General features: G+C 62.8%; 7 protein-coding genes and 1 pseudogene. 3 read left to right on the forward strand and 5 right to left on the reverse strand.

Annotated elements, in window-relative coordinates; genetic code table 11:
• Nucleotides 1-74: 74 nt before the first annotated feature.
• Nucleotides 75-3,383, reverse strand: a complete 3,309-nt coding sequence (gene mscK, locus OO258_RS05140) for a mechanosensitive channel MscK (RefSeq protein WP_266029077.1) — start codon at nt 3,381-3,383, stop codon at nt 75-77.
• A gap of 35 nt (nt 3,384-3,418) precedes the next feature.
• Nucleotides 3,419-5,161 carry a potassium/proton antiporter gene (locus OO258_RS05145; protein WP_266029078.1) on the reverse strand — a complete coding sequence of 581 codons (1,743 nt, stop codon included), beginning with the start codon at nt 5,159-5,161 and terminating at the stop codon, nt 3,419-3,421.
• Between the two features lie 171 nt (nt 5,162-5,332).
• Here OO258_RS05145 and OO258_RS05150 point away from each other — a divergent pair, with 171 nt between their 5' ends.
• Nucleotides 5,333-7,483, forward strand: coding sequence for a dermonecrotic toxin domain-containing protein (locus OO258_RS05150; protein WP_266029079.1), 2,151 nt, complete (start codon nt 5,333-5,335; stop codon nt 7,481-7,483).
• A gap of 42 nt (nt 7,484-7,525) precedes the next feature.
• Here the strand turns inward: OO258_RS05150 and betA are convergent, their stop codons facing one another.
• The 3 genes from betA to betI form a co-directional block, all read right to left on the reverse strand.
• Entirely contained in the window at nt 7,526-9,223 is a 1,698-nt protein-coding gene (gene betA / locus OO258_RS05155) for a choline dehydrogenase (protein ID WP_016489606.1), read from the reverse strand.
• A gap of 77 nt (nt 9,224-9,300) precedes the next feature.
• Nucleotides 9,301-10,773 carry a betaine-aldehyde dehydrogenase gene (gene betB / locus OO258_RS05160; protein ID WP_110745137.1) on the reverse strand — a complete coding sequence of 491 codons (1,473 nt, stop codon included), beginning with the start codon at nt 10,771-10,773 and terminating at the stop codon, nt 9,301-9,303.
• Between the two features lie 39 nt (nt 10,774-10,812).
• A complete protein-coding gene (gene betI, locus OO258_RS05165) occupies nt 10,813-11,469 on the reverse strand; it encodes a transcriptional regulator BetI (protein ID WP_266029080.1) in 657 nt (218 codons plus the stop codon).
• 533 nt (nt 11,470-12,002) lie between these two features.
• Between betI and OO258_RS05170 the strand changes: the two are divergent.
• Nucleotides 12,003-13,546: pseudogene (locus OO258_RS05170) on the forward strand (BCCT family transporter); the annotation flags it as partial.
• A 46-nt stretch (nt 13,547-13,592) separates the two neighbouring features.
• Complete coding sequence (locus tag OO258_RS27580) at nt 13,593-13,949, forward strand: hypothetical protein (protein ID WP_416309187.1); 357 nt, start codon at nt 13,593-13,595, stop codon at nt 13,947-13,949.
• Nucleotides 13,950-14,030 lie beyond the last annotated feature (81 nt).

Here is a 14,030-nt window from a genome sequence, read left to right on the forward strand (position 1 = left end):
GGTTCGGCGTCCCGACGCGAACGAGGGCGAAGCCCTCGCAGGGGTTCTGCACAGAATAAAGTATTCGAACCCACTCAGGCCGAAGCAGTGCCATCGGGCTTCGGCTGCTCCACGGGAATCAACTGCTGCTTGCCGCCTTTGGGGTCTATCAAGAACACCTCGACCTGGCGCACCGAGATCTTGATGTCATGCGCCTTGAATTCACGGCTGATGTAGCGGTTGAGCTCGTCCAGCGTCGGGTTGCGGTCGCCCAGGTCGCGTACATGCATGCGCAGCTCATGGTCCAGCGAGCTTTCGCCGAAGTTGAGGAAGTACACGATTGGCTCCGGGTCCTTGAGCACCCGTGGGTTTTCATGCGCGCCTTTGAGCAGCAGGTCACGCACCAGGTCAAGGTCGGAGCCGTAGTCGATGCCCAGCTTCAGCGTCACCCGCGTGACCGTGTCGGTCAGCGACCAGTTGATCAGCTGGCCGGTGATGAAGGTCTTGTTGGGGACGATGATGTCCTTGCGGTCGAAGTCGGTGATGGTGGTGGCGCGGATGCGGATCTTGCTTACCGTGCCCGACAGGTTGCCGATGGTGATGGTGTCGCCGATGCGCACCGGGCGCTCGAACAGGATCATGATGCCGGAGATGAAGTTGGCGAAGATCTCCTGCATGCCGAAGCCCAGGCCCACCGACAGTGCGGCCACCAGCCATTGCAGCTTGTCCCAGCTCACCCCGAGGGTCGACAGGGTGCTGACGATGCCGATGCCGACGATGGTGTACGAAAGCAGCGTGGTGGTGGCGTACGCGCTGCCCTGGGCCAGGTTCAGGCGCGACAGCACCAGCACTTCCAGCAGGCCCGGCAAGTTGCCGGCGAGGGCGAAGGTGATGCCGACGATCACCAGCGCGCCCAGCAGGTCGCCAAGGCTGATCGGCACCATGCTGGCGGCGGCGCCGGTGCCGCTGGTGTATTCGTAGAGGACGAAATTGTTGAGGTAGGCGAACACCGATATCAGGTCGGACCACACCCAGTACAGGCCGGCAATGAAACCGCCGAGCAGGGCCAGGCGGATCAGGCGCAGCGACTGCTGGTTGACCTGTTCGATGTCCAGGGTCGGCTCTTCGGTGATGACCTCGCCGTCCAGCCCTTCCTTGGCCGCCGCCCGCTTGCTCAGCGCGCGCTGGTAGGCCAGCCGCCGCGCCGCTACCGACAGGCCGCGCACGAACGCAGCTTCGATTACCAGCCAGAACAGCAGCAGATACAGGGTGTAGATCAGCCGGTCGGTGAGTTTCAGTGCGGTGTAGTAATAGCCGAAGCACACCGCCACGAACAAGGCGATTGGCAATGCGGTGAAGGCCACGCCTACCGCCTTGCGGAACAGCGAGGTGTCGCGGTGCGCCGGGCTGCTCAGCAGCAGGCGGCTGAGCAGCCAGGCCATCAACGCGTAACAGGTCAGCACCACGCCGATCCCCAGCACGTCATCGGCCAGTGCTGAAGGCTGGTGCTCGGCAACCGCCACCACACCGACCAATGCCAGCACCACGGTGCCCAGGCGACGCACCCAGCCGCGCAGGAACTCGACTTGCGGCTTGTGCCAGCGGAAATGGATTTCTGCGACACCGCCGGGGGCGAGGATGCGGTAGGCGGTATAGAACACCAGCCAGGCTTGGGCCAGTTGCCAGAGCGCGGCGCCCAGGTTGGCGTTCTGCCCGCGCGCGTCGATCTGCAACGCGTAGCTGCACAAGGCCAGGCCCAGGCTGACTGGCATGGCCAGCAGGATGTTGATGAGGATCGCCTGCGGCGTGTGCCACTGGCTGTCACGGCGGAAGTGGCCGATATCCTGATGTACCTTGCTTAGCCGCTCATACAGGTATTTGCGGCGCCACAGCAGCGCGCCGATAACCAGCAGCAGGGGCAGAAACAGCAAAGGACGCTGGCTCAGGCCGTCGGCCAGCTCTTTCAGGCCGGAGCCCCATGGCAGGTCGGCAACCTGTTTGGCCAAGCGCTCTGGAACATAGGTCAACCAGTCCCAGTCCAGCGGCTTGTTGCTTGGTATCCAGAACATCTGCTCGTCGAGGGTGGTGCGCAAACCCTGTGCGGTGCCAAGCAGTTGCTTCTGGTTGAGTTGCAGGGTGATCGACTCGTTGAGCAGTGCCGACAGTTCGCGGTTCAGGCGCTCGAGCAGATCGCTGCGGGTGATCGCCACCTCCAGCAGGGCTTTGCGCAAGGCTGGGGTGACGTCTGCCTGCGGCTGGCTGGCCAGCAGTTTGTCGACGTAGGTGACCGGGCTGCTCATCTGTTCGCGTTGCTGGTTGATCTCGAACTGATACAGGCGGATATCGGCGATCTGATCGGCCAGGTCACGGTCGAGCTTGAGGTGCGGCAACGCCTGCTTCTGTTTGTAGAGGATCTTCGACAGCAGCAGGCTGCCCTTGAGGACGCTGATCTGCTCGTCCAGCGCCTGATCGGCCTGGGTCAGGCTGTCGAGTTGCTGCTTGGTGCGCAAGTTCTGTTGGGTCAGCTCGTTAAGGCGGTCGGTGCTTTTGAGCAGGTAGTCGGAGAGCTTGAGGTTGGCCGCGCTCTCGCTGGCCAGCAGGCTGCTGCCTCCGGCTTTCTGGGCCTCGATCGATTGCTGGGTGACCGCCTCTTGCGACTGGGCCAGGCGTTTGTCGTTGATCAGCGTCTGCAGGTCCTGGATTTCCTGCTCCAGGCGCGCGGCACGCTCGATCAGCAGGTCGTGACGGGCATTGCCCAGGTCTTGCAGCAGGCTGTTGCCGGCCAGCTCCTGGCGGCGCAGCAGGGTAAGCGCGTTGAGCGAGGCCAGTTCGGCGTTCAGCTGGTTGCGCTGGTCGGCGTTGATCGATTTACCGCCGTCCTTGCCGGTCTTGAGGATGTTGTTGATCTGCTGGGTGCGGGTCTGGCTGCTGCTGATCTCGGCCTGGGCGCGCTCGGGGCGGGTTTGCGAGTTGATGATCAGGCTGTTGGCTTCGGACAGCGCTTTCTGTAGCTCACCCTGCTGGGTGTTGCGCTCGCTGAGCATCTGTTCCAGCTGCGGCACGCTGAGGTTGGCGTAGCGCTGCGGCACGGGCTGCGCCTTGCTTTCCTTGAGCCTGGTGAGTTCTTTCTGGCTGTCGCTGGTTTCCTTGGGGGCGCCGGCCAGTTGCTGCTTCAGCGCGGCAAGCTTCTTCTCGTTGTCTTCCTTGCTGGCCAGCAGGCTCAACGTTTGTTCGAGCACTTGCTGCAAGGCCTTCTGGTCAGCTTCGGGCAGCTTGCGCTCGGCGATCTTGTCGAGGCTGTTCTGGATGCTGGCGGTGCTCGGGGCTTCTGCCGCGTTGGCGGCAAAAGGAAGGGACAGACACAGCCCGAGCAGGGCTGTGCGAAGGTACACGCGCAGGGACATAGGCAGACTACTTGTGGATCCGGCAGAAACGAAGTTTAGAGGAACAATCCTGGTCCGGGTCGCGTTCCTTCGGGGAATCTGACGCCTACTTTCTGGATCTTGTTCCCGTCCATGGTCGCCACGGTCCAGATCGTGCCATGCCAGTCGACCTGGTCACCTACTACTGGAGCGCCTCCGACCTTCTGTCGGATGAACTGTGCCAGCGGCATTTTCGCGTCCAGACCATCCAGTTTCAGGCCATACAACGCTGCCACAGCACCCAGTTCGGCATCGCCTTCGAGCACGAAGTCGCCGAAGAAACGCAGGTCCAGGCCACGTTGTGGCGCCTGGCTGAATAACTTGCCGAGGGCCGGCAGGTTGTGCTCGTGGCCGATCACGCAGAGCATGTCGCCCACTTCCAGCACGGTGCTGCCAGACGGGTGAAGCAGTTGCTCGCCACGGAACAGGGCGGCAATCCGCGTGCCTTCGGGCATTTTCAGCTCGCGCAGGGCGGCGCCGATGCACCACTTTTCGGCGCCCAGGCGGTAGACGAACATTTCCCACTCGCTGGTGATATGCACCTCCAGGGCAGAGCGGGAAATTGGCGCCGGGTCTGGCGGTACGGTCACTTTCAGCAGCTTGGCCATCCACGGCAGGCTGGTGCCTTGCACCAGCAGTGACACCAGCACGATGAAGAACGCCAGGTTGAAGAACAGCTGGGCGTCTGGCAGGCCGGCCATCAGCGGGAACACTGCCAGAATGATCGGTACCGCGCCACGCAGCCCGACCCAGGAAATGAAGCCTTTCTCGCGACCGTGGAAGGCCTTGAACGGCAGGAGGGCGGCAACCACCGACAGCGGCCGCGCCACCAGAATCATCCACAGCGCCAGGCCCAGCGCAGGCAGGGCGATGGGCAGCAAATCGTGCGGTGTGACCAGCAGCCCGAGCACCAGGAACATGCCGATCTGCGCCAGCCAGGCCATGCCGTCGAGCATGTGCAGGATGCCGTGGCGGCTGCGGATAGGCTTGTTGCCGAGCACCAGGCCGCACAGGTACACGGCGAGGAAGCCACTGCCGTGCAGGGCGTTGGTCAGCGAGAACACCACCAGGCCGCCGGCCACCACCAGAATCGGATACAGGCCACCGGCCAGGTTGATGCGGTTGACCAGTTGTAGCATCAGCCAGCCGCCACCCAGGCCGATCAGCCCGCCGATGCCGAATTCGCGCAGCAAGTGACCCAGCAGGCTCCAGTGCAGGCCGGTCTGGCCGCTGGCGATCATGTCGATCAGGGTGACTGTGAGGAACACGGCCATCGGGTCGTTGCTGCCCGACTCGATCTCCAGGGTGGCGGTAACCCGCTCGTTCAGGCCTTTGCCGCCCAGCAGCGAGAACACCGCAGCGGCATCGGTGGAGCCAACGATGGCACCGATCAGCAGGCCCTGGATCAGGCTCAGGTTGAACAGCCAGGCGGCAACCAGGCCGGTGAGGGCAGTGGTGATCATCACCCCGACCGTGGCCAGCGACAGCGCCGGCCACAACGCCACGCGGAAGCTTGCCACTCGCGTGCGCAGGCCACCGTCGAGCAGGATCACGGCCAATGCCAGGTTGCCCACCAGGTAGGCGGTCGGGTAGTTGTTGAAGATGATGCCGCCACCATCGACACCGGCGACCATGCCGACGGCGAGGATGATGACCAGAATAGGGATGCCCAGCCGCGACGACAGCGAACTGACCAGGATACTTGCGCCCACCAGCAATGCGCCGATCAAGAACAGGCTGTTGATGGTGCTTGCATCCAAAGGCAGGTACTCCGGGACAGCGCGGGGGAAAAAGGACTCGATAGCATGTTGCTAGCAGGTCGCGTGCCAATCGATTCTAACCTGAGGCCGATGCGGGCTGTAAAGCGATACCGCATCGCTGCCGCGGCTTGCCGTTGTAGTGATGCGCCCACTTTCAGGCAGCCCGGTACGATGAACGATCATGAAACGCTTTCCCTCGCCCAGGTGGCCCAGCGCCTGCTGGGGCAGTTTCCCGACTTGCATGGATTGGCACGCCAGGCAGCGGGCCATGTGCTTCGCCGCCAACTGGGGTACTGGCTGGATCCGGACGGGCTTTATTGGCACGAGTTCCAGTCGGCGACCAGCAGTTCGTTGAGCTTCACCGGCTGGCGCCACAGCGGGCCACCACGGCGGTCCCTGACCCTTACCGAACTGGTCATCCAGCGATACAGCCCGCAGCAGCAGGCCAGTGCTGACGAGTTGAGTATCTACGGTGGCTTCTACCGGGTAGATGCCAGCCACGCAGTGTATGACCAGCGCAATGAAGTGCGCCTCGACCCACAGCATGTACTGAAGGCGTTCTGGCGCTTGGACTTTGCGGGGCGCTATACCGAGGTGCTGGGCACGTTTCGGGCACGGCATGGCGAAGACTACTGTGTGCTGGCCCGCGCCCGCTTCATCGCTGCCGTGGGCCAAGCTGGGTTGAGCGAACCTGAGCGCCACGAGCTAATGGCGGTGACGCTCGCTGCACCCGCACTGCCGACTACCGTACGCGCTTTGCGACTGGCCCGGGAAGCGAGTGCTCAATCGGGGTGGAACGCTCTTGTCATCGGCGGTATCAGCGCCAAGCTGATGTTCTTGCGCAAGCTGAAGACTGGCAGGTTGTGCCTCTATCTTGCCGATGTTCAGGCTGTGGTGCAGGTGTTCGACGATCGCCATGCGTTTCAGGAGTGGATGGCTGACCAGGCCGCCACGACGGTGGGGCGAGAGCGGCTGGTCAGGCTGTTCGTCGGGGACGGGGTACTGGCGCAGGCGCTACGCCCGCGACTACGCAATTACTTCAAGTTGCTCGCACAATCGCGAGGTGACACCGCCATCTTGGGGCAGCCCATTGAAGGGGACCTGTTCGTTCGTCTACGCGATGCGGTGATGGATGATCTGACCAGCGACGCTCACGAACGGCTGACCACCAACGCCCAGCTGCGAAAGGCCGATTGGCTGGCGGGCGTGCAGGCTGCGAGCTTCGTGATAGCACCGATGGCGCCGTTTGGCTGGCCGGTGATATTGGCATCGCTCGGTCTGGGCACCGCCAGCCTGGTGCTGCATCTGGACCGGGCAATCAATGGCAAGCAGGGCTGGCGCACAGCCGCATGGTGGTCAGTACTGACGGATATCCTGTTCATCCTGCTTGATATAGCCATGCTGCGAGCCAGCGAGCTGTTTACCGATGGCCACGTCCCACCGCGGGTGGCGGGTCAGGCGCAAGCCTCTGCCGCCAAGGTCGACTGGGGGCTTTACATGGCCCCGGCGGCGGATGAATTGCTGGCTGTGTCGGATCAGGCGCTGGCCCGCCAGGAAGCTCTGTTGGGTGCGGTACCGTGGGCTGATCTCGATGCCTTGGGGCCCAATGGCGAGTACCTGGATGCCTTCAGTGAACCCTACCCCGTCTATCGCGATGAGCACGGCTTTGGCTCGCCCGCCATTGCCGAGTACACCAGCTCGCCGGAGCGTTACAACAACCTGTGGCGGGGTATGCCGCTAGAGGGCACGCGCGCCGCGCATATCCAGCGCAGCCATGCGCTTGCCCACGCACTTGGGCAAATCGGTGTGACTAATCAAGTGAGGCTGTACCGGGCTGCCTCCGGCTTGCGGGGGACGGGTTTTCAGGCATTGGGTGAGGGTGCCATCGAAGTGGGGGACGTGCTGGTGACCACCGACTTCACGTCATTCACGGAAAACCCCTATGCCCTCTGGGAGGTTTTCAACGACCCTCAGGCTCAGGTCAGTGGCCGGAGTGCCTTTGATGAGAACGCGCTGGTTTATGTGCTGGAGCCGGGCGAGGACATGCAGGCGACGCCCATCGGGCCCTTTTCAAGGCGACCTGATGAGGCTGAGTCTTTGATGATGCCCGGGCGCTACCTGCAAGTGCAGAAGGTGACGGCGGTTCAAGGGCATGATTATCGCTTTACCGAGGTGTGCCTGAAGGCACTGGCGCAGGCGCCCGGCGGGACGGCCGTGCATGACATGCGCACAGGCAAGCTGTTCGATCGCCAGGCGCTGGCGATGCGGCTGGGCAAGGAGGATGATTCGTTGATGCGCACATTCTTTGCGCTGCCTGCCTGAGCACACGTGAAAGGGGCCGCTGAGCGGCCCCTGATCAAGGCCTCAGCCCTGCTTCACTTCACGCATCGGCTTGCCTTTCACTGGCGCATCGCCCGCCACGTAGTACTTGGCAGTGCTGCGCGGCAGTGGCTTGCGACCACGGATCTTGTCCGAAATCTTTTCGGCAATCATGATCGTGGTGGCATTGAGGTTACCGGTGATGATCAGCGGCATGATCGAGGCATCGACCACACGCAGGCCCTTCATGCCGTGCACGCGGCCTTCGCCGTCGACCACTGCCATGTCGTCGGTGCCCATCTTGCACGAGCAGGACGGGTGGAAGGCAGTTTCGGCGTGCTCGCGGATGAACTTGTCCAGCTGCTCGTCGGTTTGCACGTCGGCGCCCGGGCTGATTTCGCGGCCACGGTACGGGTCCAGCGCCGGCTGGGCCATGATTTCGCGGGTCAGGCGGATGCCGTCACGGAATTCCTGCCAGTCCTGCTCGGTGGACATGTAGTTGAACAGGATGCTCGGGTGCTGGCGCGGGTCTTTCGACTTGGCCTGGATACGCCCACGGGCAGGCGAGCGCATGGAACCCATGTGCGCCTGGAAGCCATGTTCCTTCACGCCGTTGGAGCCGTTGTAGTTAATGGCCACCGGCAGGAAGTGATACTGAATGTTCGGCCACTTGAATTCAGGGCGGGTACGGATGAAGCCGCCAGCCTCGAACTGGTTGCTGGCCCCGATGCCGGTGCCGTTGAACAACCACTCCGCACCGATGGCCGGCTGGTTCCACCACAGCAGGGATGGGTACAGCGATACCGGCTGGGTGCAGGCGTACTGCAGGTACAGTTCCAGGTGGTCCTGAAGGTTTTCACCCACGCCCGGCAGGTCGTGCACAACCGGGATGTCGAGGCTTTCCAGCAGGGCGCGCGGGCCCACGCCGGAGCGCTGCAGCAGCTGTGGCGAAGCGATGGCGCCGGAGCTGACGATCACTTCCTTGCGTGCACGGGCTTCGACGCGCTCTTCGCTGTCGCCGACCAGGTAGGTCACGCCGACGGCGCGCTTGCCGTCGAACAGCACGCGGTCGCTCAGGGCATGGGTGACGATGGTCAGGTTCGGGCGCTTCTTGGCCTGGTCCAGGTAGCCGCGGGCGGTGCTGGAGCGGCGACCGTTCTTGGTCACCGAGCGGTCCATCGGGCCGAAACCTTCCTGCTGGTAGCCGTTGAGGTCTTCGGTACGCGGGTAACCGGCTTGAACGCCGGCCTCGACCATGGCGTGGAACAGCGGGTTGTTGCCAGCCTTCGGCGTGGCAACGCTGACCGGGCCTTCGCCGCCATGGTAGTCGTTAGGGCCGATGTCACGGGTTTCGGCTTTACGGAAGTACGGCAGGCAGTCGAGGTAGGTCCAGTCTTCCAGGCCTGGCAGTTCTGCCCAGCCGTCGAAGTCCATGGCGTTGCCGCGGATGTAGCACATGCCGTTGATCAGCGACGAGCCACCCAGGCCCTTGCCGCGGCCACATTCCATGCGACGGCCGTCCATGTGCGGCTCTGGGTCGGTCTCGTAGGCCCAGTTGTAGCGGCGGCCCTGCAGCGGGAAGGCCAGAGCGGCTGGCATCTGGGTACGGAAGTCGAAGCGGTAGTCGGGGCCACCGGCCTCCAGCAGCAGTACGGTGACGCCGGCGTCTTCGGTCAGGCGGGTAGCCAGGGTGTTACCGGCCGAACCGGCACCGACGATGATGTAATCGAATTCTTGGGACATGAAAGTACCCTCGTGTTGGCGGTGATCAGGGAGCGGAAACGCCCGTGCAAGGCAGCACGGGCGTGGCTAGACCGGTTTTAGAAAACCGAGTTGTAGCCGCCCAGCTCGACCTGGACCGACTTGATGCGAGTGTATTGAGCCAGCGAGCTGACGCCGTTTTCGCGGCCGACGCCCGACTGCTTGTAGCCACCTACCGGCATTTCGGCCGGCGACTCACCCCAGGCGTTGATCCAGCAGATGCCGGCTTCGAGCTTGTGGATGATCCGGTGGGCCCGGGTGATATCGTTGGTGCAGACACCGGCAGCCAGGCCGTAGTCGGTGTCGTTGGCACGGCGGATCACTTCTTCCTCGGTTTCGTAGGTGAGGATGCTCATCACCGGGCCGAAGATCTCTTCCTTGACGATGGTCATGTCGTCGGTGCAGTCGGTGAACACGGTCGGCGCAACGAAGGCACCATTGGCGAAGTCACCGGCGGTCAGGCGCTCGCCACCGCACAGCACGCGGGCACCTTCTTCCTTGCCCTTGGCGATGTAGCCCAGCACGCTTTCCATGTGCTGGAAGCTGACCAGTGGACCGAAGTTGGTGTTCTCGTCTTCCGGGTTGCCAACGCGGATGCGGGCAACGCGCTCGGCGATCTTGGCTTCGAAGGCAGCCTTCATGTCAGCCGGGATGAACACGCGGGTGCCGTTGGTGCAGACCTGGCCCGAGCTGTAGAAGTTGGCCATCATGGCGATGTCGGCGGCCTTGTCCAGGTCGGCGTCGGCGCAGATGATCAGTGGCGACTTGCCGCCCAGTTCCATGGTGACTTCCTTGAGCGACGAGCTCGAGGCGCTGGCCATGACCTTCTTGCCGGTGGTGGTGCCGCCGGTGAACGAAACCTTTTCGATGCGTGGGTGCTCGGTCAGCCAGGTGCCGACTTCGCGGCCGCTGCCGGTCAGGACGTTGAACACGCCATTCGGCAGGCCGGCTTCGGTGTAGATCTCGGCCAGTTTCAGGGTGGTCAGCGAGGTGACCTCCGATGGCTTGAAGATCATCGCGTTGCCAGCGGCCAGGGCCGGGGCGGACTTCCACAGGGCGATCTGGATCGGGTAGTTCCAGGCACCGATACCCACGGTCACGCCCAGCGGCTCGCGGCGGGTGTAGACGAAGGACGATTCGCGCAGTGGGATCTGTTCACCCTCGATGGCCGGTACCAGGCCAGCGTAGTACTCCAGTACGTCGGCGCCGGTGACGATGTCGACGTAACGGGTTTCCGAGTACGACTTGCCAGTGTCCAGGGTTTCCAGCATGGCCAGCTCGTCGTTGCGCTCGCGCAGGATGTCGACGGCGCGGCGCAGGATGCGCGAACGCTGCATGGCAGTCATCGCCGCCCAGACTTTCTGGCCACGCTCGGCGCTTTCGACGGCTTTCTCGACGTCAGCCTCGGTAGCACGTTGCACGTGGGCGAGGACTTCGCCGGTAGCCGGGTTGATGGCTTCGAAAGTGGCATCGCTGCCAGCGTCGACGTAAGCGCCATCAATGTAGAGTTTTTGCGTTCCGAAACGGGCCATAGTGTCCTCGCAAGTGCAGTGTGTGGTTTGGCTTGCGCGTCACGCTCCTGCCGGGTTGGCAAGTGCCGTGCGCGCTTGTTCAGCGGCCTGGTCGTTGGTGCCCAGGGTGTGCTGCTTAGCCAGTTGTAGATCCATGTATTCGTAAGCAATCCGTATTGCCTGGTCGGTGTCGAATGCATCACCCGACAGGGCGCCACGCAGCCACAGACCGTCGATCAGGGCTGCCAGGCCGCGGGCTGCCTTGCGCGCATGGTAGAGCGGCAGGGCGCGGCGGAACTGGCAGCACAGGTTGGAGTACAAGCGGTGGTCGTTGATCCGCTGCAACCTGTGCAAATCGGGCTGGTGCATGCTGGAAGCCCAGAAGGCCAACCAGGTTTTCATTGCCGGGCCGTTCACCTGGCTGGCATCGAAGTTGCCCTCGATGATCACTTTCAGGTGGGCGCGCGGGCTGTCGTCCGTCAGGGCCTGGCGACGTGCTCGAACACCTTCGTTGAGCATGTTCATGATGTAACCCATCGTCGCCGCGATCAGGCCGTTCTTGTCCCGAAAGTAATGACTGATGATGCCGTTCGACACACCGGCCAAACGGGCAATCAGCGCAATGCTGGCGTCCCCCAGACCGACCTGATCGACCGCCTGCAACGTGGCTTCGATCAACTGCTGGCGGCGGATGGGTTGCATACCGACCTTGGGCATCTTGCTATCTCCTCAGGCCTGCGAGCAGACGACAAGCGGCTGACTCGGCGAAGACCAGTCTATTTTGTTTTGATTGAACGTTCAATCAATAAAGAATAAGCTCTGCGACAATTTGTGCCATTGACACTCTTTCAAGCGTTGATCGATGCACGGATTGACACCCCAGGAAATCGCGTAACCCCCGTAATACAAGGCGTTGACGGGCATGAGCGATGCGAAATGCAGATTCTGCCGTGCGGCTTCTGGCCCTGCGACAGGCCCTTGGAGCGGGCGGGGTGATCTGTGACGAATGCGCGCACCTCAGCTGAGGTATGGCATTTTCAACAGGCCACCTGTCTGTTTTTTTGCAACGTATCGATTCGGGATCACGGTTTCCAGGGTGCTTTTATAACACCTGACGCAGTGGGGATATTCCACCAATTGCTCGGGAAAGACTGATTAGCCTCCACAGCCGCACTGCCCGGAGCATTCGTGCAATGAGTTCTGCCTCACTAACCAAGCCCCCCGCCGAGAGGGTACGGGTCAACCGCGTGGTGTTCTTCACCTCGGCGCTGATGATCCTTGTTCTGACTGCCTTGCTTATCGCTGTACCCGAAACCGCCGGCCAAGTGCTGGGCGTGGCCCAGAAGTGGCTGACGCGCACCTTTGGCTGGTACTACATGCTGGTGATCTGCGGTTATCTGCTGTTCGTCGTCTACCTGGCCTTCTCCGACTACGGCAGCCTGAAGCTGGGTGGCAAGGACGACCAGCCAGACTTCAGCTACGGCGCATGGGCGGGCATGCTGTTCTCCTCGGGTATCGGTATCTCGCTGCTGTACTTCGGCGCATCCGAGCCGCTGGACCACTACTTCAACCCCCCGGAGGGCACCCCTGCCAGCCTCGAGGCCGCGCGCCAGGGCCTGCAGCTGACCTTCCTGCACTGGGGCCTGCACGGCTGGGCGATCTATGCCCTGGTGGGCCTCGCGGTGGGTTACTTTGCCTACCGCCACAACCAGCCACTGGCACTGCGCTCGGCGCTGTACCCATTGGTCGGTGAGCGTTGGGTAAAAGGGGCAGCAGGCAATGCCGTGGACATCTTCGGCATGTTCGTCACCCTGCTGGGCCTGGTGACCAACCTGGGCATTGGCGCGATGCAGGTGTCGTCCGGTCTGGAGTACCTGTTCGGCATGGACCACAGCAAGACCAATCTGCTGATGGTGATCCTGGTCATGGCCGGCGTGGCCACCGTGGCAGCGGTATCGGGCGTGGAAAACGGCATCCGCCGCCTGTCCAACCTGAACATCATGTTGTTCAGCGGCCTGTTGATCTTCGTCCTGCTGGGCGGCGAAACCCTGCACCTGCTCAACGGCTTCGTGCAGAACGTCGGCGACTACCTGAACGGCATCGTGCTGAAAACCTTCGACCTCTATGTGTATGAAGGCGAAGCCGGCAAGTCCGAGCGCTGGCTGGGCCTGTGGACCGTGTTCTACTGGGCTTGGTGGATTTCCTGGGGCCCGTTCGTCGGCATGTTCATTGCCCGTATCTCCAAGGGCCGCACCGTGCGCCAGCTGGTGATGGGTGTGCTGCTGATCCCGCTGGGCTTCACCTTGGCCTGGCTGTCGATCTTCGGCAACACCGCGCTGGACCTGGTGATCAACCAGGGCGCCGTGGAACTGGGCAAGACTGCGCTGGAACAGCCATCGATGTCGATCTACCAACTGCTGGAATACTTCCCGGCGGCCAAGATCGTGATCGGCGTGGCGGTGTTCGTCGGTTTCGTGCTGTTCCTCACCCCGGCCGACTCCGGCGCGGTGATGATGGCCAACCTTTCGTGCAAAGGCGGCAAGGTCGACGAAGACGCCCCGCACTGGATGGTGGTGTTCTGGTCCGTGGTCATTACCCTGGTCACCATCGGCCTGCTGTTTGCCGGTAACTTCGAAGCCATGCAGACCATGGTCGTGCTGGCAGGCCTGCCGTTCTCGGTAGTGCTCGTGCTGTTCATGTTCGGCCTGTACAAGGCCATGAAGCAGGACGTGGCGGTAGAGCAGGAGCGCGCCGAGCTGGCCGCCCGTGGCCGGCGTGGCTTCAGCGAGCGCCTGACCCAGCTGGAACTGCAGCCAACCCAGGCCGTGGTGCAGCGCTTCATGGACAAGCAGGTCAGCCCGGCGTTGAAAGACGCTGCCGCGCAGTTGCAGAACCTGGGCTTCGAGGTGGAAACCCGTGTTGGCCAGTCGCGTAACATGATGGGCCTGCGGGTGATGATGGACGAGGGTAACCCGTTCGTTTACGAAGTGAGCCTGGACGGTTACATGGCCGCGCCGAGCGAAGCACCCGTGCAAGGCGAGCCGGAAGTGCGCCAGCGTTTCTATCGCGCCGAGGTTTACCTGCACGATGGCAGCCAGGAGTACGACCTGATGGGCTTCGCGCCAGAGCAGATCGTGCGTGATGTGCTGGACCAGTTCGAAAGCCACCGCCAGGTGCTTGGCCGGGTCTATAGCTGACTGGCCGGCAGGTTGCTGCACCGCAAGGTGCAGCGGCCTGCCAGCAGCAATATGTAGCACCGGTCTTGGTAGCCTCTCAAG

This window comes from Pseudomonas sp. DCB_BI (assembly GCF_026240995.1).
Taxonomy (GTDB): domain Bacteria; phylum Pseudomonadota; class Gammaproteobacteria; order Pseudomonadales; family Pseudomonadaceae; genus Aquipseudomonas.

What these genes read in the sequence shown, in the direction of transcription:
- betI (WP_266029080.1), bottom strand. Translation starts at nt 11,469, where the DNA reads ATGCCCAAGGTCGGTATGCAACCCATCCGCCGCCAGCAGTTGATCGAA.
- mscK (WP_266029077.1), bottom strand. Translation starts at nt 3,383, where the DNA reads ATGTCCCTGCGCGTGTACCTTCGCACAGCCCTGCTCGGGCTGTGTCTG.
- OO258_RS27580 (WP_416309187.1), top strand. Translation starts at nt 13,593, where the DNA reads ATGGACAAGCAGGTCAGCCCGGCGTTGAAAGACGCTGCCGCGCAGTTG.
- OO258_RS05150 (WP_266029079.1), top strand. Translation starts at nt 5,333, where the DNA reads ATGAACGATCATGAAACGCTTTCCCTCGCCCAGGTGGCCCAGCGCCTG.
- betA (WP_016489606.1), bottom strand. Translation starts at nt 9,223, where the DNA reads ATGTCCCAAGAATTCGATTACATCATCGTCGGTGCCGGTTCGGCCGGT.
- betB (WP_110745137.1), bottom strand. Translation starts at nt 10,773, where the DNA reads ATGGCCCGTTTCGGAACGCAAAAACTCTACATTGATGGCGCTTACGTC.